25 protein-coding genes are annotated in these 17,867 nt (G+C 62.1%); 16 read left to right on the top strand and 9 right to left on the bottom strand.

Going from position 1 to position 17,867, the window contains the following annotated elements:
* Genes M3N55_RS03635 through rph form a run of 3 tightly spaced genes read right to left on the bottom strand, consistent with a single transcriptional unit; the run spans window position 1 to window position 1,690 of the window.
* The gene (locus M3N55_RS03635; protein WP_249056468.1) at window positions 1–375 is read right to left on the bottom strand and encodes a RidA family protein; all 375 of its coding nucleotides are present in this window, start codon (window positions 373–375) and stop codon (window positions 1–3) included.
* Window positions 372–980 carry an RdgB/HAM1 family non-canonical purine NTP pyrophosphatase gene (gene rdgB / locus M3N55_RS03630; protein WP_249056466.1) on the bottom strand — a complete coding sequence of 203 codons (609 nt, stop codon included), beginning with the start codon at window positions 978–980 and terminating at the stop codon, window positions 372–374. Before rdgB ends, M3N55_RS03635 begins: the two co-directional genes overlap by 4 nt.
* Entirely contained in the window at window positions 977–1,690 is a 714-nt protein-coding gene (gene rph, locus M3N55_RS03625) for a ribonuclease PH (RefSeq protein WP_249056464.1), read from the bottom strand. The genes rdgB and rph overlap by 4 nt, the downstream gene beginning before the upstream one ends.
* 126 nt (window positions 1,691–1,816) lie before the next feature.
* On the opposite strand from rph, the gene hrcA reads away from it, so the two are divergent.
* From hrcA to ureG, 10 genes are all read left to right on the top strand, one after another.
* Window positions 1,817–2,896 (top strand): heat-inducible transcriptional repressor HrcA, encoded by a 1,080-nt coding sequence (hrcA, locus tag M3N55_RS03620; RefSeq protein WP_249056462.1) that lies wholly within the window; start codon window positions 1,817–1,819, stop codon window positions 2,894–2,896.
* A gap of 8 nt (window positions 2,897–2,904) precedes the next feature.
* A complete protein-coding gene (locus M3N55_RS03615; RefSeq protein WP_249056460.1) occupies window positions 2,905–3,471 on the top strand; it encodes a nucleotide exchange factor GrpE in 567 nt (188 codons plus the stop codon).
* 144 nt (window positions 3,472–3,615) lie between these two features.
* Window positions 3,616–4,425 carry an urease accessory protein UreD gene (locus M3N55_RS03610; protein WP_428982585.1) on the top strand — a complete coding sequence of 270 codons (810 nt, stop codon included), beginning with the start codon at window positions 3,616–3,618 and terminating at the stop codon, window positions 4,423–4,425.
* Window positions 4,426–4,441: 16 nt separating this feature from the next.
* Complete coding sequence (locus M3N55_RS03605; protein WP_249056457.1) at window positions 4,442–4,744, top strand: urease subunit gamma; 303 nt, start codon at window positions 4,442–4,444, stop codon at window positions 4,742–4,744.
* Between the two features lie 12 nt (window positions 4,745–4,756).
* Complete coding sequence (locus tag M3N55_RS03600; RefSeq protein WP_249056456.1) at window positions 4,757–4,978, top strand: hypothetical protein; 222 nt, start codon at window positions 4,757–4,759, stop codon at window positions 4,976–4,978.
* Complete coding sequence (locus M3N55_RS03595; RefSeq protein WP_249056454.1) at window positions 4,975–5,280, top strand: urease subunit beta; 306 nt, start codon at window positions 4,975–4,977, stop codon at window positions 5,278–5,280. Before M3N55_RS03600 ends, M3N55_RS03595 begins: the two co-directional genes overlap by 4 nt.
* Window positions 5,280–6,986 carry an urease subunit alpha gene (ureC, locus tag M3N55_RS03590; RefSeq protein WP_249056452.1) on the top strand — a complete coding sequence of 569 codons (1,707 nt, stop codon included), beginning with the start codon at window positions 5,280–5,282 and terminating at the stop codon, window positions 6,984–6,986. The genes M3N55_RS03595 and ureC overlap by 1 nt, the downstream gene beginning before the upstream one ends.
* Window positions 6,987–6,996: 10 nt before the next feature.
* On the top strand, window positions 6,997–7,467 hold the full coding sequence (locus M3N55_RS03585; RefSeq protein WP_249056598.1) for an urease accessory protein UreE: 471 nt from the start codon (window positions 6,997–6,999) through the stop codon (window positions 7,465–7,467).
* On the top strand, window positions 7,454–8,101 hold the full coding sequence (locus M3N55_RS03580; protein ID WP_249056450.1) for an urease accessory protein UreF: 648 nt from the start codon (window positions 7,454–7,456) through the stop codon (window positions 8,099–8,101). Before M3N55_RS03585 ends, M3N55_RS03580 begins: the two co-directional genes overlap by 14 nt.
* Window positions 8,098–8,724, top strand: a complete 627-nt coding sequence (gene ureG, locus M3N55_RS03575) for an urease accessory protein UreG (protein ID WP_249056448.1) — start codon at window positions 8,098–8,100, stop codon at window positions 8,722–8,724. Before M3N55_RS03580 ends, ureG begins: the two co-directional genes overlap by 4 nt.
* A 6-nt stretch (window positions 8,725–8,730) precedes the next feature.
* Here ureG and M3N55_RS03570 read toward each other — a convergent pair whose 3' ends face one another.
* The gene (locus tag M3N55_RS03570) at window positions 8,731–10,119 is read right to left on the bottom strand and encodes a diguanylate cyclase (protein ID WP_249056446.1); all 1,389 of its coding nucleotides are present in this window, start codon (window positions 10,117–10,119) and stop codon (window positions 8,731–8,733) included.
* 96 nt (window positions 10,120–10,215) lie between these two features.
* Between M3N55_RS03570 and M3N55_RS03565 the strand changes: the two genes are divergently transcribed.
* Both M3N55_RS03565 and aspS read left to right on the top strand, forming a co-directional pair.
* Window positions 10,216–10,506: a DUF3572 family protein gene (locus tag M3N55_RS03565; protein WP_249056444.1), complete on the top strand. Its 291-nt coding sequence runs from the start codon at window positions 10,216–10,218 to the stop codon at window positions 10,504–10,506.
* Window positions 10,507–10,569: 63 nt separating this feature from the next.
* Window positions 10,570–12,348, top strand: coding sequence for an aspartate--tRNA ligase (gene aspS, locus M3N55_RS03560; RefSeq protein ID WP_249056442.1), 1,779 nt, complete (start codon window positions 10,570–10,572; stop codon window positions 12,346–12,348).
* A 72-nt stretch (window positions 12,349–12,420) separates the two neighbouring features.
* On the opposite strand, the gene M3N55_RS03555 is transcribed toward aspS, so the two are convergent.
* Window positions 12,421–13,077: a response regulator gene (locus tag M3N55_RS03555; RefSeq protein WP_249056441.1), complete on the bottom strand. Its 657-nt coding sequence runs from the start codon at window positions 13,075–13,077 to the stop codon at window positions 12,421–12,423.
* Between the two features lie 144 nt (window positions 13,078–13,221).
* On the opposite strand from M3N55_RS03555, the gene mce reads away from it, so the two are divergent.
* Together mce and M3N55_RS03545 are read left to right on the top strand one after the other, a co-directional pair.
* Complete coding sequence (gene mce, locus M3N55_RS03550) at window positions 13,222–13,626, top strand: methylmalonyl-CoA epimerase (protein ID WP_249056439.1); 405 nt, start codon at window positions 13,222–13,224, stop codon at window positions 13,624–13,626.
* On the top strand, window positions 13,626–13,892 hold the full coding sequence (locus M3N55_RS03545; RefSeq protein ID WP_249056438.1) for a DUF1467 family protein: 267 nt from the start codon (window positions 13,626–13,628) through the stop codon (window positions 13,890–13,892). The genes mce and M3N55_RS03545 overlap by 1 nt, the downstream gene beginning before the upstream one ends.
* On the opposite strand, the gene M3N55_RS03540 is transcribed toward M3N55_RS03545, so the two are convergent.
* Both M3N55_RS03540 and M3N55_RS03535 read right to left on the bottom strand, forming a co-directional pair.
* Window positions 13,876–14,589, bottom strand: coding sequence for an EI24 domain-containing protein (locus tag M3N55_RS03540; RefSeq protein WP_249056437.1), 714 nt, complete (start codon window positions 14,587–14,589; stop codon window positions 13,876–13,878). The genes M3N55_RS03545 and M3N55_RS03540 overlap by 17 nt on opposite strands.
* On the bottom strand, window positions 14,586–15,155 hold the full coding sequence (locus M3N55_RS03535; protein ID WP_249056435.1) for a nitroreductase family protein: 570 nt from the start codon (window positions 15,153–15,155) through the stop codon (window positions 14,586–14,588). Before M3N55_RS03535 ends, M3N55_RS03540 begins: the two co-directional genes overlap by 4 nt.
* 104 nt (window positions 15,156–15,259) lie before the next feature.
* Between M3N55_RS03535 and M3N55_RS03530 the strand changes: the two genes are divergently transcribed.
* The gene (locus tag M3N55_RS03530; RefSeq protein WP_249056433.1) at window positions 15,260–15,583 is read left to right on the top strand and encodes a hypothetical protein; all 324 of its coding nucleotides are present in this window, start codon (window positions 15,260–15,262) and stop codon (window positions 15,581–15,583) included.
* Between the two features lie 13 nt (window positions 15,584–15,596).
* Window positions 15,597–16,460: a ribokinase gene (locus M3N55_RS03525; RefSeq protein WP_249056431.1), complete on the top strand. Its 864-nt coding sequence runs from the start codon at window positions 15,597–15,599 to the stop codon at window positions 16,458–16,460.
* On the opposite strand, the gene msrA is transcribed toward M3N55_RS03525, so the two are convergent.
* Both msrA and M3N55_RS03515 read right to left on the bottom strand, forming a co-directional pair.
* The gene (gene msrA / locus M3N55_RS03520) at window positions 16,457–17,092 is read right to left on the bottom strand and encodes a peptide-methionine (S)-S-oxide reductase MsrA (protein ID WP_249056429.1); all 636 of its coding nucleotides are present in this window, start codon (window positions 17,090–17,092) and stop codon (window positions 16,457–16,459) included. The genes M3N55_RS03525 and msrA overlap by 4 nt on opposite strands.
* A 169-nt stretch (window positions 17,093–17,261) precedes the next feature.
* Entirely contained in the window at window positions 17,262–17,855 is a 594-nt protein-coding gene (locus M3N55_RS03515; RefSeq protein ID WP_249056428.1) for a glutathione S-transferase family protein, read from the bottom strand.
* Window positions 17,856–17,867: the final 12 nt, after the last annotated feature.

Genomic DNA, 17,867 nt, shown 5'->3' with positions numbered 1-17,867 from the left:
TCAGCCCTTGAAAGCCGTGACTTCAATCTCGATCAGCATTTCGGGCTTGATAAGACCCGCAATAACCATGGTCGCGGCGGGGCGGATGTCGCCCATCGCTTCGCCCAAGGCGGGCAGCAGATCATCGAGCAGCGCAGCATCGGTCAGGGTGTATTGCACGCGGACCACATCCTCCATGGTGAAGCCGCCCTCGGTCAGCGCCTTGGCAATGGTTGCAAAGCAGTTGCGCGCTTGGTCAGCGACGCTGTCCGGCATGGTCATGGTGGCGTAGTCGTAGCCGGTCACGCCGCTGACAAAGCACCAATCGCCTTTCACGACAGCGCGGGAATAGCCCATTGTTTTCTCGAACGGAGAACCAGTAGAGATGCGTTTCATGTGAAACAGGCTTTCATAAGGGCGGCGATGGCTGCGCCGCGGTGGGAGAGGGCGTTTTTCTCGTCTGCTGACATTTCGGCAAAGGTGCGGGTTTCACCGTCAGGCTGGAACATGGGGTCGTAGCCGTGGCCGTCCTGCCCGCGCCGGGGCCAGACCAGTTGGCCGTTTGCGTGGCCTTCGACCACTTCATCATGCCCATCGGGCCAAGCCAGAACCAGCGTGCAGCAAAAGCGCGCCTGCCAAGGCTGGGGGGCTTGCGCTTCGATCAGCTTGGCGTGGGTTTTCTCCATCGCCATGATAAAATCGCGGCCATTCGGCGTGTCGGCCCAATCGGCGGTGTAGACGCCCGGCGCACCGTCCAGCGCCATCACTTCCAGCCCGGAATCGTCAGCCAGCGCGGGGAGTCCGGTGGCTTTGGCGGCGGCATGGGCCTTGATCCGGGCGTTACCGATGAAGGTGCTTTCGGTTTCGTCAGGTTCCGGCAGGCCATGTTCCCCCGCAGAGGTAACGGTTATGCCCAGCGGCGTCATGATCTGGCGAAACTCTTCCAATTTGCCCGCGTTATGCGTGGCGATCAGAAGAGTCTTTTCGGTAAACTGCCTCATGCAATCGCGGCTTTCTGGGCAGTGACCAAATCGCCCACGCCTTTTTCGGCGAGGTTCAAAAGCTGGTCCATTTCGGCGCGGCTGAAGGTGGCCCCTTCGGCGCTCATCTGCACCTCGACCATGCGGCCAGAGCCCAGCAGGATGAAATTGCCGTCTACGCCTGCGGTGCTGTCTTCGGCATAGTCCAGATCCAGCACCGGCTGGCCTGCATAGATGCCGCAAGATACCGCCGCGAGATGGTCCATGATCGGATCGCTGACCACATCGCCAGCTTTCAGCAGCTTGTTCACAGCCAGACGCAGCGCGACCCAACCGCCGGTGATGGCCGCGCAACGGGTGCCGCCATCGGCTTGGATCACGTCACAATCAACGGTGATCTGGCGCTCTCCAAGGGCCGACCGGTCTACGCAGGCGCGCAAAGACCGCCCGATAAGGCGTTGAATTTCCACGGTGCGGCCCTGTTGCTTGCCCGAAGCCGCCTCGCGCCGCATCCGCGTGTTGGTTGATCGGGGCAACATGCCGTATTCCGCCGTGACCCAGCCCAGGCCGGTGTTGCGCAGGAAGGGTGGTGTGCGGTCTTCCAAAGACGCGGTGCACAGAACCTTGGTGTTACCCATGGAGATCAGGCACGACCCTTCGGCGTGCATGGTTACATTGGTTTCGATTGAAATTTCGCGGAGGGTGTCTAAATCACGACCAGAGGGGCGCATGGCATGTCCTTTCACGGGGGTTATCCCCCGATACAAGGCAGAAGAGCCGCAATGCAAGCTGTTTGGGCTTGAAAAGGCAGGGATTTTGCGGTGCTGTCGGGCGGTCCCAGCCAGAGGTTTCAGAGGATGTCGGACCCACGCGATACTGCAAAGCTGTTGAGCGAAATGAACGACCGCTCGCGAGAGGTGTTTCGCCGCGTGGTTCAGGCCTATCTGGACACCGGCGGCCCTGTTGGGTCACGCACCCTGACGCGGGGCCTAAGCGAGAAAGTCTCTGCCGCGACCGTTAGAAACGTAATGCAAGACCTTGAATATCTTGGATTACTGGACAGCCCGCATGTGTCGGCGGGTCGGGTGCCGACCAATCTGGGGCTGCGGCTGTTTGTCGATTCGCTTCTGGAAGTGTCACCCCTGGATGACGACGACCGGGCCAAGCTGGACCAGACCATGGGCAGCAACGAGCGCGACATGGGCACCATGCTGGAACAGATTGGCGGGGCGCTGAGCGGGGTGACGCAGGGCGCGTCCCTGGTGCTGTCGCCCAAGCATGAAGCGGCGGTCAAGCATATAGATTTCGTCAGCCTGTCGCCGGATCGCGCGCTTGTGGTGCTGGTGTTTACGGACGGTCATGTTGAAAACCGCATTTTCACGCCGCCGCGTGGGATGACGCCATCGGCAATGCGCGAGGCCGCGAATTACCTGAATTCCATGACCGAAGGCGCCAGTGTGGGGCAGCTTTTGGTCCGGTTCCGGGCCGAGCTGGCGCGCAACCGCCGCGAAATCGACACGCTGGCGCAATCGCTGGTCGAACAGGGGTTGGCGGTATGGGAAAATGAAGGCGAGCCGCAAGAGCGGTTGATCGTGCGCGGGCGATCGAACCTGCTGGACGAGGCATCGGCCGAAGATTTTGAACGCATTCGCAGCTTGTTCGATGATTTGGAACGCAAGCGCGACATTACCGAGTTTCTTGAACTGACGGAACAAGGCGACGGGGTGCGTATTTTTATCGGTGCCGAGAACAGGCTTTTTTCGCTGACGGGTTCAACTCTGGTCGTTTCCCCTTATATGAACGCTGACCGAAAGATTATTGGTGCGGTTGGCGTGATTGGCCCGAAGCGGCTGAACTATGGACGAATCGTGCCGATTGTGGATTACACCGCGCAACTGGTTGGGCGTCTGCTGACAGACACCCACCGCGCAGATTGAGGAAGACGATGGCAGAGCCGAAAGACACCCCTTTTTCCGAAGCTGAAATGCCGGAGGATGACACGCCAGAGGCGGCAGAGACCGAGCATGATGTGATTGCCGATCTGGAAGCGCGCCTTGCGACGACAGAGGCCGAGCGCGATGATATGCGTGACCGCATGATCCGCGCATTGGCAGAGGCAGAGAACAGCCGCAAGCGTGCCGAAAAGGACCGCCGCGATGCCCAGCTTTACGGCGGGTCGAAGATCGCACGCGACATGTTGCCGGTCTATGACAACCTTGCCCGCGCGCTGAACGCCGCCACAGAAGACACCCGCGCTGCCGCCGGTGGGCTGGTCGAAGGGGTAGAGCTGACGCTGCGCGAGCTGACCGGAATTCTGAACAAGCACGGCGTGGAACGGATTTGTCCCGAAGTGGGCGACCGTTTTGACCCGCATTTGCATCAGGCGATGTTCGAAGCCCCCGTTCCTGATTTCAAGGCGGGCCAGATCATACAGGTCATGGCCGAGGGCTTTATGCTGCATGACCAGCTTTTGCGCCCTGCGCATGTGGGTGTCTCTTCGACGCCTGCTTAAGTTTTCACGAAGCCTAGTTTATAGGCAAATGTTAAAAGCGCCGCCCGTTTGACAGGCAAACGGGCGGCGCTTGCATTGCTGCCATGGCCCATGATCTGCGCTTGGCGCGCCAGTCGGTATCAAGTGACCGCTTATGGGGGTGCGATGCTTGATTCCGGTCAACAGGTGAAGATGCAGCGAAGCGCGGGCGAGGCTCGTGTCGGGTTCGCCGGTGCGCGTTTGGGCCAGTTGCGGCAGGTCGGTTCGGCCAAAGCGCAGCTTCCGCGCATTTCCGGTCGGCCAGAGGTTGTGTTTCTGAACACATCTGGCGGGCTGACCAGTGGCGACCGGCTGGATTATGCCGTTTCCTTGACCGAGGGCGCCCATGTCACGGCCACGACCCAAACCGCCGAACGCGCCTACCGGGCCAATGATGGGCCGGCGCATGTTCGGGTGACGCATGATGTCGGCGCGGGCTGCTGGCTGGATTGGCTGCCGCAGGAAACCATCCTGTTCGACCATAGCAATTTGCACCGTGACACCCGGATTGCCTTGGCTCCGGATGCTGGCTGTCTGCTGTTGGAAAGCGTTGTGCTGGGTCGCGCGGCCATGGCCGAGGACGTCCGCTCATTGAGCTTGCGCGACTGTCGCACCCTTACGCGCGGTGGCGTGCCGGTCTTTCTGGAGCCGTTGGTGTTGGATACCGCCGCGCTGGCCCATCCCGGCCAAACCGCCCTGCTTGGTGGCGCACGCGCTTTTGCGACACTGGTTCTGTGCGCTCAAGGGGCTGAAGATGCTTTGGGTGCTGCGCGGGACGCGCTGACAGACGATGTCGAGGCCGCCGCCAGCGCCTATGACGGCAAGCTGGTTGTGCGGCTTCTGGCCGCCGATGGTTGGCCTTTGCGCCGTCAAATCCTGTCTTTGCTGCGTGTTTTGCGGCGCGGCGCCCCGCCGCCGCGCGTGTGGCAGATGTAACCCCAAGAGGAGTGAGATGAACTTAAGCCCCCGTGAAAAAGACAAGCTGCTGATTTCCATGGCCGCGATGGTTGCCCGGAACCGTCATGCGCGTGGCGTGAAGCTGAACCACCCCGAAGCGGTGGCGCTGATTTCCGATTTCGTGGTCGAAGGCGCGCGCGATGGCCGGTCGGTGGCTGACCTGATGGAAGCGGGCGCGCATGTCGTCACCCGCGCCGACTGCATGGAGGGGATCGCAGAGATGATCCACTCGATTCAGGTCGAGGCCACATTCCCCGACGGCACCAAGCTGGTGACCGTCCACCACCCCATTCGTTGAAGGAGACCCGCCATGAACCCCATCTTTCGCATAACCACCCTTGCTGCGCCCATGCTTTTGGCCAGCCCTGTCGTTGCACATCCGGGCCATGGCCCTGAAACTGTCGCAAGAGATGGAATTTTGCACTTCATCCTTGCCCCCGATCACATGCTCTGGGCGCTGGGCCTGATTGGCGTGGCTTTTGGCGCGGTTGTGCTGTTGAACCGTGCGGGCGGGCGGGGGCCGCGCGCATGATCCCCGGAGAAGTCTTTCCCGCATCCGGCAGCATTACCATGAACGAAGGGCAAGAGGCAATCACCCTGACTGTGGCCAATACCGGCGACCGGCCTATTCAGGTGGGTAGCCACTATCATTTTGCTGAAACCAACCCCGGCTTGCAGTTCGACCGTGACACGGCCACCGGCTACCGGCTGGATATTGCTGCCGGAACTGCCGTGCGGTTCGAGCCGGGCCAGACCCGCGAGGTGCAGCTTGTGCCCTATCGCGGCGACCGCAAAGTGTATGGGTTTAACCAGAAAATAATGGGGGCTTTGTAATGCCAGCCAGCATAGACCGCGGCACATATGCCGATATGTTTGGCCCCACGACGGGCGACAAGGTTCGGCTGGCCGATACCGACCTGATAATAGAGGTCGAGCGCGACCTGACCATATATGGCGAGGAAGTGAAATTCGGCGGTGGCAAGGTTATCCGCGACGGTATGGGCCAAAGCCAGCGCACCCGCGCCGAAGGCTCTGCGGACACGGTCATTACCAATGCGCTGATCGTGGACCATAGCGGCATCTACAAGGCGGATGTCGGCCTGCGGGATGGGCTGATTGCGGCAATTGGCAAGGCGGGCAACCCCGACACGCAACCGGGTGTGACCATTGTGATCGGGCCGGGAACCGAAGTGATCGCGGGCGAAGGCAAGATCCTGACCGCAGGCGGGTTCGATGCGCATATCCATTTCATCTGCCCGCAGCAGATAGAGGACGCACTGGCCTCGGGCATTACCACCATGCTGGGCGGTGGCACCGGCCCCGCGCATGGCACGCTGGCCACCACTTGCACACCGGGGCCGTGGCACTTTGGCCGCATGTTGCAAGCGTTTGAGGCGATGCCGGTCAATCTTGCGCTTGCTGGCAAAGGTAATGCTTCGCTGCCCGCCGCGCTGGAGGAACAGGTCACGGCCGGGGCTGCCGCCATGAAGCTGCACGAGGATTGGGGCACCACCCCGGCCGCCATTGATTGCTGCCTAAGCGTGGCCGATGCGATGGATGTGCAGGTCATGATCCATACAGATACGCTGAACGAATCGGGCTTCGTGGAAAACACGCTGGCCGCGATCAACGGGCGCACCATTCATGCGTTTCACACCGAAGGGGCGGGCGGGGGCCATGCGCCCGATATTCTGAAAGTGGTCAGTTCGCAGAATGTGATCCCGTCCTCGACCAACCCGACGCGGCCCTATACCGGCAACACGATCGAAGAACACCTGGACATGCTGATGGTCTGCCACCATCTGGACAACAAGGTGCCAGAGGACGTGGCCTTTGCCGAAAGCCGCATCCGCCGCGAAACCATTGCCGCCGAAGATATCCTGCATGACATGGGCGCGATGTCGATCATCAGCTCTGACAGTCAGGCCATGGGCCGTGTGGGCGAGGTGATAATCCGCACATGGCAAACCGCCGACAAAATGCGCAAGCAGCGCGGGCGTCTGCCCGAGGAGACCGGCGATAATGACAATATGCGCGTGCGCCGGTTTATCGCCAAATACACCATCAATCCGGCCATTGCGCATGGCATTTCGGAACATATCGGGTCCATCGCGGTCGGCAAACGGGCCGATCTGTGCCTGTGGAACTTCGCGTTTTTCGGGGCCAAGCCGGAAATGGTGCTGATGGGCGGCAGCATTGTCAGCGCGCAGATGGGCGACCCGAACGGGTCCATCCCGGCGCAGCCCTTCTACACCCGCAACATGTGGGCGGCTTATGGGCGGTCGCGGTTGAATTCGTCCGTGACCTTCGTGTCCGGTGCGGCCCTGGCCGATGGAATCAAGGGCAGGCTGGGGCTGGAAAAGCAGCTTCTGGCGGTCAGCGGCACGCGCAATATCGGCAAATCCGACATGGTGCTGAACGCGGCCACCCCGCAGATAGACGTGCATCCCGAAACCTACGAAGTGCGCGCCGATGGCGAGCTTCTGACCTGCGAACCGGCGGCCGAATTGCCGTTGGCGCAGCGGTATTTCCTGTTCTGAGGAGGACATGATGGAGGATTACCCCAAGGCCGTGCGCATCCACGCCCATGTCCACCACGCCTGCGACACGGTCGCGCTGGACTATGAGGGGCGGTTCTTGCGCCGTAAGCGTTTGGTCGCGGCGTCGGGCCGTGGGTTCCTTGTGGACCTGCCGGAAGTGACGAACCTGACCGGATCAGAGGCGTTTGTGCTGGAAGACGGGCGCGAGATTGCCGTGCAAGCAGCGCCCGAACCCGTGCTTGTGGTGCGTGGCGATCTGGCACGGCTGGCATGGCATATCGGCAACCGGCACACGCCGTGTCAGATCGGCCCGGATTGTCTGGTGATCCGGCAGGACCATGTGCTGGAAGCGATGCTGGCCAAGCTGGGTGCAGAGGTCATGCGCGATACGCGGCCCTTCACGCCCGAAGGCGGCGCTTACGGGTTGGGGCGGACCATGGGACATAGCCACGATCATGACCATTCGCATGACCACGCCTGACGCCCCGGTGCTGTTGTCGCTGGTGCAGTGGCTTTCCCCGGCGTTTCCGACCGGGGCATTTGCCTATTCGCACGGGTTGGAGCAGGCAGTGGCAATGGGTGAGATCACCGAGGCCGAGGGGTTTGGCCATTGGCTGACAGCGATTCTGGACCATGGCACGGGCTGGAATGACGCGGTGCTTCTGGCCCTTGCGCTGCGGCCCGGTGCTGACCTGACGGCGCTGAACCAAACCGCCCGCGCGCTGGCGGGCAGCGCCGAGCGGTTGCGCGAAACGATGGATCAAGGCGCGGCTTTTGCTATGGCACGCGGACAGATGGGACAGGCCGATGCCGTGGCAGAGTCGCTGCCCGTGGCCGTGGGCCGTGCTGCCGGTGCTTTGGGCCTGCCCACACAGACTGTCATCGCACTATATCTGCATGCCTTTGCCAGCAACCTGACCTCTGCCGCCGTGCGTTTCGTGCCCTTGGGGCAGGCGGCGGGGCAAAAGGTGCTGGCGGCGCAACATGGGCGGATTGCTGCGTTGGCAGAACGCGCCGCAGGAGCCAGTCTGGACGATCTGGGAAGCGGCGTTTTCCGGGCAGAACTGCACGCGATGGCGCATGAAACTCTGGACGTAAGGATATTCAAGACATGAGCAACGGACCTTTGCGCGTTGGTATTGGTGGCCCTGTCGGCGTTGGCAAGACCACCTTAACCGAACATCTGTGCCGCGCGCTGGCGGCGCGCTGTTCGATGGCGGTGGTCACGAATGACATTTATACGCGCGAGGATGCCGAAGCGCTGATGCGTGCCCAGGTGTTGCCCGCCGAGCGCATTCGCGGGGTCGAAACCGGGGGTTGCCCGCATACGGCGATCCGCGAGGATGCGTCGATTAACCTGTCGGCGATTGCCGATCTGACAACGCAATTTCCCGACCTGGACCTTGTGCTGATCGAATCCGGCGGCGACAATCTGGCGGCGACCTTCAGCCCGGAACTGGCGGACCTGACGATCTATGTCATCGACACGGCAGCAGGGCAGGACATTCCCCGCAAGCGCGGGCCGGGGGTGACGCGGTCGGATATGTTGGTGGTGAATAAAACCGATCTGGCCCCGTATGTTGGCGTGGACCGCGCACTTCTGGAAGCCGACACACGGGCGGCGCGGGGGCAGCGCCCTTATGTTATGGCAGAGCTGCGCCACGGGCGCGGGGTTGATGCCATCGTCGCCTTTCTGGAGCGCGAGGGCGGTTTGCGGTTGGCGCCACAAGCCGCCTGAGATCGGTCAGGCAAGGACATTGGCTTGTGCGCTGACAACACGGTTGCGACCGGTGAGCTTGGCGCTGCGCAGAGCCTTGTCTGACGCCTCTAGCAATTGGTTCAGCATCTCGCCGGTCAGCGGGTGCTTTGGCGCGCCATGTACGGAGATGCCGATCGAGGCCGTTACGGTTAACCGTGTGTCGGAGTTGCGTAATTGGAAAGCGTCATCCGCGATCCGGGCGCAAAGCCGCTCTGCCACATGGCGAGCGGTCTCCAGATCGGCATTGGGCATGGCCAGCAGGAATTCCTCCCCACCATAGCGGCACAGAATGTCGGATTTGCGTAGGTCCGTCTGCATCCGCCGGGCGACCTGTTGCAAGATGTCATCGCCCGCATTGTGGCCATGCTGATCGTTAATCTCTTTGAAGCGATCAAGGTCGATCAGAAGCAGCGCGAATTTGCCTTGGTCTTGTGTAATTGTGCGCGACAGCCGCGTCACGGCATGATTGCGGTTGTGCAGCCCCGTCAGCGGGTCGAACGCGGCAAGGCCAAGCTGGCTTTCCAGAGTCCGGCGCTGGGCGTCAGCCAGTTGCTTGTGGGCAATGATCTTTTCCAGCCGCAACCGCGATTCCGCGCGATCCAGTGGCAAGGTCAGGATGTCCGCCGCGCCAAGGTCCAGCGCCATTGCGGCGTTCGCGCGGGCTGCGGGGGGCAGGATAATGCAGATTTCGGAATGGCGCGTGGCGCTGCGCGACCGCAATTCGGCAATGACATGCAGGCCCGAAATAGCCAGCGCCTCTGGCGATATGACGAACAGGTCGGGCGCCTGTTCCGGCGCATCCAGGCCAAGCGCATTGGCGACGCTGGTGCCGGTTAACCGCGCCTCTGGCCAGATGGCCGCCAGTGTCGAAAGCCAGCCCGCGGAGGCATCCGGCTGCCCGCTCAACAGGGAAAGGTGGGGCTGCACAACGAAGGCCCCGGCAGCTTCTGCAAGCCCGGCCTGCAAGGCGGTGTTGGGGTGCAGGCGCCATTCATCCCGGTGTGCGACGCTGCGTAACAGGCTGCGGATACGGCCCAGCAAATAGATTTCATCCAGCGGTTTTGCCAGAAAATCATCTGCGCCGGCGGCCAGTGCGCTAAGCCGATGCCCATGATCCGCCGTGGCCGAAAACAGAATAACCGGAATATCGCGCGTTTTCGGGTCTGCGCGCAATTCCTGACACACGGCCAGCCCGTCCATGTCGGGCATGTGATAATCCAGCAAAACAAGGTCCGGCTTGTGGCTGCGCGCCAGCGCCAGCGCGGCGATCCCACCATTGGCTGTAATGGTGCGGTAGCAGGCAGAGGTCAGTTTGCCGCGCAAGACCGTGCGGTTCAGCGATAAGTCGTCAGCGATAAGAATCTGGCCTGCCATTCAATGGTATTCCAATGTTAGATTGCACAGGAACAGAATAGCGCCGAACTGGTTAACAAAACCTTTAGGGCGTGATGCAATCGGGGAAGGTGGCAGATGCAGACAACGCAAGCGCAAGAGATCGCAGGGGATGTGTTGCTTTGGTTATGCGGGCAGGAAGAGCTGTTGGGCGTGTTCCTGTCGGCCACGGGTGCTGCGCCCGAAGAGCTGCGCGCTGCCTTGCAAGGTGGCACGCCAGAACCGGGGCTGAGTGCCGCCGCGCTCGATTTCGTCATGATGCGCGATGAGACGGTGCTGGATGCTGCCGCCGCAATGGGCCTGCCGCCAGAGCGTCTGGCCATGGCGCGGGCGGTTTTGACCGGTGAGGCAGGCATGCATTGGACCTGAAACCCTTGACTTTACGCGGCGCAAAAGGTGTATCGCGCAGGCCAGAGCAAGGAAGGGTTTCCCATGCATGCCTATCGCAGCCATACCTGCGCCGATTTGACCGCCGCCAATGTGGGCGACAGCGTTCGTCTGTCGGGTTGGGTTCATCGTATCCGCGACCATGGCGGGGTGCTGTTCATTGACCTGCGCGATCATTACGGGATCACACAGGTTCTGGCCGATAGCGACAGTCCGGCCTTTGCCCGGATCGAAAAACTGCGCGCGGAATATTGCGTGCGGATCGACGGGGTGGTGAAGGCGCGTGATGCATCGCTGATTAACACCAAGCTGAAAACCGGCGAGATAGAGGTTTACGCCCGCGACATGGTGGTGCTGGGCGCAGCCGATGATCTGCCGTTGCCGGTGTTCGGAGAGCCCGATTACCCGGAAGAAACGCGCCTGTCCTACCGCTTTCTGGACCTGCGGCGCGAGACGATGCAGCGCAACATGGTGTTGCGCTCGGACGTGGTGGCGGAAATGCGCCGTCGCATGTGGGACCAGAACTTCCGCGAGTTCCAGACGCCGATCATTACCGCATCCAGCCCCGAAGGCGCGCGCGATTTCCTTGTGCCGTCGCGCCTGCATCCGGGCAAGTTTTATGCGCTGCCGCAAGCACCGCAGCAGTTCAAGCAGCTTATCATGGTGTCGGGTTATGACCGGTATTTCCAGATTGCGCCCTGCTTCCGCGACGAAGACCCGCGCGCCGACCGGTCCCCGACCGATTTTTACCAGCTTGATCTGGAAATGAGCTTTGTGGAGCAAGACGATGTGTTCGCCGCTGTTGGCCCGGTTTTGCAGGGTGTGTTCGAAAAGTTCGGCGGCGGGGCCAAGGTCGATGCCTGCGCCGACTGGCCGCAAATCCCCTATGCCGAGGCGCTGCTGAAATACGGCACTGACAAGCCTGACCTGCGCAACCCGATTGAAATGCAGGTGGTATCCGAGCATTTCCGCGGCTCTGGCTTCGCGATTTTTGCGAAATTGTTGGAGAATGACGGCACCGAGATCCGCGCCATCCCCGCGCCAGGCGGCGGCAGCCGCAAGTTCTGCGACCGGATGAACGCTTTTGCGCAAGCGCAAGGGCTGCCGGGGATGGGGTATATTTTCTGGCGCGCGGGTGCCGATGGGCTGGAAGCCGCGGGCCCTCTCGCGAAAAATATCGGCCCCGAGCGGACCGAAGCCATCCGCCAGCAATTGGGCTTGGGGGAGGGCGACGCCGCCTTCTTCCTTGGTGGCAAGCCTGCGCAGTTCGAAGGTGTCGCAGGCCGTGCGCGCGACGAGATCGGGCGCGAGTTGAAGCTTGTTGATGAAAACCGCTTCGCGTTCGCGTGGATCGTGGATTTCCCGATGTATGAGGAAACCGACGACGGGAAGGTCGATTTCAGCCATAACCCGTTTTCCATGCCGCAGGGCGGGATGGACGCGCTGTCGGGCGATCCGCTGGCCGTGAAGGGCTACCAGTATGATCTGGCCTGCAACGGGTATGAGCTGCTGTCGGGCGCGATCCGCAACCACAAGCCGGAAATCATGTATCGCGCGTTTGAAATCGCGGGCTACCCGAATTCCGAAGTGGACAAGCGCTTCGGCGGGATGGTCAAGGCGTTCAAATACGGCGCGCCCCCGCATGGCGGCTGCGCGGCCGGGATTGACCGGATCGTGATGCTGCTGGCCGGAGAGGCGAATATTCGTCAGGTCATCATGTTCCCGATGACCCAGCGCGCCGAAGATTTGCTGCTGGACGCGCCTTCGGACCCGACGAACGAGCAGTTGCGCGAGTTGGGCTTGCGGTTGGCGCCGAAAGACTAACGGCACGGTTTCAGGGAAGTTACGGGCAGTTTCAGATTTGTGACGCTGCCCGTTGCCCAAAGCCAAACCCATTCAGATCAGCGGCAGCGCGCGCAGTCGGTTGCGCAACAGTGCCGCGATTTGCGCGCGCTCGCCCGTTTGAACTGCGCGTTCCAGCGCAAAATCGCCGGTCATACAGGCCAGTTGCGCGATAAACTGCCCTGCATAGGCGGGCCGCGCGCCTGGGCCATTCAGCAAGTCCAGCGCCAGATACAGGTCGTCACGCAGCGCGGCCTGCGTTGGGGCGGGGTTTTGCACATTTGCACCGCGCAGGCCGAAAAACACCGGCGCAAGCATCTGTGTGAATTGCGCCCCGGTGCCGAAGGGTTTGGGCAAGAAGCGATCGGCCCCTGCCAAGAACGCGTCCTCTTCGCTCTCTGGGTCGCCAGAGGTGGCCACGATCAACCCGGTGCGAGGCCGCCGCCGGGCCATTTCCGCGATCAGGTCCAGCCCTGACCCATCGGGCAGGCCCAGATCGACAATCGCGGCATCGGGGGTGTAAAGCGACATGTGCCGCCGCGCGCTACGCAGGCAGTCGGCCCGGCGCAAGCGCCCGCCCGCGCCCCGGAACAGCAGGCGCACATAATCGGCGGTCAGGCGGCTGTCTTCGACCAGAAGCAGCGTGCCACCGCGTTGATAGGGCTGCGGCAGACCGGGGCTAAGGGTGGTGCTGGTCGATTCGGTATTCATCGCATCCCTCCATGGCAGAGCTTTATTCAAGCGCCGATTGCCTAAGATCGGGTTAAGTGCGGGGGTTGCGGCCGCGTGTCACTGCGCCTTGGGCTTGCCAGAGGCCCCACCCATGCCCCATATGGAGCGAAACGGAGGACTCCCATGATCGGACGCCTGAACCATGTCGCCATTGCCGTGCCGGACCTAGAGGCCGCAGCAGCGCAGTATCGCAACACGCTGGGCGCGGATGTCGGCGCGCCGCAGGATGAACCCGACCACGGGGTGACGGTTATTTTCATCACCTTGCCGAACACCAAGATCGAGTTGTTATACCCGCTGGGAGAGGGCAGCCCGATTCAAGGGTTTCTGGACAAGAACCCTTCGGGCGGCATTCATCATATCTGTTACGAGGTCGATGACATTATCGCGGCGCGCGACAAGCTGAGCGCCGAGGGCGCGCGCGTTTTGGGAACCGGAGAGCCGAAGATCGGCGCGCATGGAAAGCCCGTGTTGTTCCTGCACCCCAAGGATTTTAACGGCTGTCTGGTCGAACTGGAGCAAGTGTAATGAGCATCATGTCCGCAATCGTGTTATATGCGATTATCTGGTTCATGACGTTGTTCATTGTGCTGCCGCTGCGAACACGCACGCAGGGCGAGGCAGGGCATGTGGTTCCGGGCACGCATAGCGGCGCCCCGGAAGATGCCCAGATGTGGAAAACCGCGCGCATTGTGACCATGTGGGCCACGGGTTTTTTCGTGGTGATTGCCGGGATTATCCTGTCCGGTGTGATTACGATGGATATGATCGAGCGGGTTACGCGACCCGGCTAGACCCCGGTTTGCGCCCCTGCACCCGGTGATACATATGGGTGAAGGCCGCAGCCCCCACGACCGGCATCAGCAGATTGATGAAGGGAATGGACAGCGGCACAGCCATCCACATCCCCGCGAACCACAGCCGCCAGCGGTGGCGCTGTTGCAAGGCACGGGCCTCTGCCGCGGTGTGGCGGCGTAGCGCGACCAAGGTGAAATACTCGCGCGCCAGCAGCCATGCGTTGATGCCCCAGAACACCACGAAGCCCAAGCCCCCCGAAAACACGAACACTACCATGCCCAACAGGTTCAGCGCAACCAGCAGGCCGAAATAGCGCAGCGAATCGGTAATGGCGGTGGTCAGGGGCACGGGTGTTGGCGCGGGCAGGCCGGGATAATGCTCACGCTCGACCGCGCTGGCCACGTCTTCTAGGAAGATGCCGGTAAAGGCCGAGGCGACTGGCACCATCAGGAACACCGACAGCCCCAGCATAACCAGAAGCGACCCGATGGAGAGCAAGGTTTGCAGGCCCGATACTTCGCCCGCGATGGGCAGGGTCAGCGTGCCGGGAACGAATATCTGCACCACCAGCAAAACCAGCGCATACATGGCGAATAGCAGCGCCACAGCCAGCGCAACGCCAAACCAGATGACACGGCGAAAGCGCGGGTCGCGCAACTGGCCGACGGCATGGGCATAGGAGGACAGGATCATGTCTGCACCCAGTCTGTGATGGCGTTCATGTCGGGGCGTGGGCGGTCGGGGGGCGCTGTATCTGCGGTGCCGATATGAATGAAGCCCGCGACCCATTCCTGCGGGGCAAGGCCCAATATCTGCGTCATCAGCGCGCCGTCATGCGCGGGCCATCCTGTAAGCCAGTTCGCACCCCAGCCCGTGGCCAGCGCCGCGTTGACCAGACCAAGGCAAACCGCACCCACTGACAGCGTCTGCTCCAGTTCCGGAATTTTCTGCGACGGTTTGGGGCTGGCGATCACGGCCACGCAAACCGGGCTGTCAATAAAGGCGCGGGCGGGCTTTTCGCCCTCCAACTCTCGTGTTCGGGCGTATTCCATGATCTGACCGGCAACGCGCGCGCCGGCTGGTTGTTCCAGCACGATAAAGCGCCACGGTTCCAGTTTGCCGTGGTCAGGCACACGGGCGGCGGCTTGTAGCATGGGTTCCAGTGCGGCGCGGTCCGGGCCGGGCGCGCGCAACAGTTTTGCCGGACGCGAGCGGCGGGTTAGCATGAACTGCAAGACGGGGTTCGCGGTGTCGGTCATCGGCGCTCCTTCAGGCTTGGAGCAGATGTATGCCCAGTTCGGTTAAGAAAAAAGGGCAGGCGGTTTTTTATGCCCCTTCCTGTGCAATATGCTAAGACCCGAACATGACCCGCGTTGCCCTTTTGACAGCCCTGTTTTTGGCCGGATGTGCCAGCCACCCGGTTTGCGAGGGGCGCTTGGCCGCTGTCATGGAACAGATTTCTGACCGCGAGCAGGCGTTGGCGCGCGGCTACCGCACGCAGCCCGCGCAAGATGGCAAGACACTGCTGAGGTTTTGTGGCCCGCCAGAGTGGCTTTGCACAGATCCAGTGCAACAACCCCGCGCCGCTAGGCGTGTTGCTGTAAACGTCGCCGAAGAACAGAGCGCCTTGCAGCAGCTAAGGGCAGAGGCGCGGGCGTTGCGCGCAGAAGGGCTGACATGCTCTTAATTTGGGACGTGAAATGACGGTTTATTGCTATGGGTCCATCAATCTGGACCATGTGTATGATTTGCCTCATCGCCTGGCCCCCGGCGAAACGCTGGCCGCGCGTGGCTACCGGGTGGAACTGGGCGGCAAGGGCGCGAATCAGTCCGTGGCCGCTGCGCGGGCCGGTGCGACTGTGCGCCATATCGGGGCTGTGGGGGGCGGCGGCGCGAAGGACGCGCTGGCGTCCTTCGGTGTGGATGTGTCGGGCGTGCAGGTTGTCGCAGAGGCCACGGGTCACGCCATTATCCTTCTGGAACCGGAGGGAGAGAACAGTATCGTCATCCACCCCGGCGCGAACCGCGCAATTGATCTGGACCAAGCCCGCGCGGCGTTGAGCGGTGCAGAAATTGGCGATATTCTGCTGATCCAGAACGAGACCGCGCATGGTGCCGAAATTGCCGAATATGCAATGGGGCTTGGGATGGAGGTGGTCTATTCCGCTGCGCCTTTTGATGCCGAGGCGGTTCAGGCTGTCCTGACCTTCACCAATATTCTTGTGCTGAACGCGATAGAAGCGGCGCAGCTTCAAGAGGCTTTGGGCGCGTCTTTCGCGGATTTGCCGGTCGAAACCGTGATCGTGACCAAAGGGGCCGAAGGTGCCAGTTGGCACGCGCATGGCACGCCCGATATGCACGTCCCCGCCATGGCGGGCCAAGTTGTGGACACCACGGGCGCGGGCGATTGCTTTACCGGCGCTTTGGCCGCAGCGCTGGACGGCGCCATGTCCCCACAAGATGCGATGCGCTTTGCCGCCGCTGCCGCCGGGCTGAAGGTGGGACGCGCAGGAACGGCGGCAGCTATGCCCACGCGCGCCCAGATCGACGCCGCGCTGGCTTAACCGCCCACGAAGGGCGCGTCACTGCCCCAGATGCGGCGGACTTGCGCGTCGCGGCCGCAAGCCTCGCGGTAATTCTTGTAGGCGTCCTTGCGGGTGATCCAGCCAAAGCGGGTCAGCGTGCGTTCCTCGCTATTGGCGTAGTTCTGGTGGTAGTCCTCGGCCTCGTAAAACGTGGCCATGTCGCGCACCGGGGTGACGATGGATTTGTCCAATTCCGCCTCTGCCGCCGCAATGGCCGCTTGCGCGATGGGCTGCTGCTCTGGCGTGGCGAAAATGGCGGTGGAATATTGCATGCCCCGGTCGCAGAACTGGCCGCCTGCATCAAACGGGTCGATCGAGCGCAGGAACAGGTCCAGCACCTGCCGATAGCTGATCTCGCCCGTGTCGAATGTGATCTGCGTCACCTCCAAGTGGTCGGTGCGTCCGCGCGCCACGTCTTCATAGGCGGGGTTGGGCTGGCTGCCGCCCGCAAAGCCCACGCGCACATCGGTCACGCCCTCGACGCGCCGGAAATCGGATTCGACGCACCAGAAACAGCCCCCCGCGACCAGCGCGGTCTGGGTCTGCGCCATGGCGGGCAGGGCGGTGAAAAACGCTGCGAACAGCGTGGCGAATAAAGTTGTCAGCCGCATGTCGGGGCCTCCGGGGTTAAGGAACTGTCTTAGGATATACGATAGAAAGCGAAGGGGTGTTGCATGGGATGGTGTCACGATGGTGTGAAAGCTTGGCCAAGCCCAGTCAACAAGGGTCGAAAGACCCGCCGGGCAGCGGCTGGCCGCCGGACCGGCCACCCGCTGCCCTTCACCCCATCCGCTCCATGACCTTGCGCAGCGCGGGGCGGGCAAACATGCGGTCCAGGTAGGCGGTCAGCCTTTCCTCTTGTACCGGGAATTTCGCGATTCGCGCCCAGTGCCCGCAATGCGTCAGGATCACATCGGGCACCGTCATCCGCGCGCCCATCAGGAATGGCCCGTCACCCATGCGCTGCGCCAGCGTTTTCTGGCTATTCGTAAACTCCCAGATCAGCGATTGTTTGATCGCGGATTGGCGCAGTTCTTCGGGCAAGACAAAGGAATGCCGCGCGGCCATCCACAGCGCGGCATCGAATTCATCCAGCAGAAACTGCGTCAGGCTGTCTTGGCGTGCGCGGTCCAGGGTGCCTGCCGGAAAGGTCAGATCACCATGTTTGTCGGCCAGGTATTGTATAATCGCGGTCGAATCGGTGATCGGTGTGCCATCTTCGATCAGCACCGGCACCTTGCCGGCCGGGTTGAAGCTGACCACCCCTTCGGATTGGGGCGCAGCCGGGACATGGTCGTAGTCCAGCCCCAGTTCTTCCAGCACCCACAAAACGCGGGTCGCGCGGCTATTGGCCTTGCCGATAACGGTATACATGGGCGCCCTCTT

It is taken from the genome of Roseinatronobacter domitianus, from assembly GCF_023336755.1.
GTDB lineage: Bacteria > Pseudomonadota > Alphaproteobacteria > Rhodobacterales > Rhodobacteraceae > Roseinatronobacter > Roseinatronobacter domitianus.
This window is presented reverse-complemented; position numbering and strand designations above follow the sequence as displayed.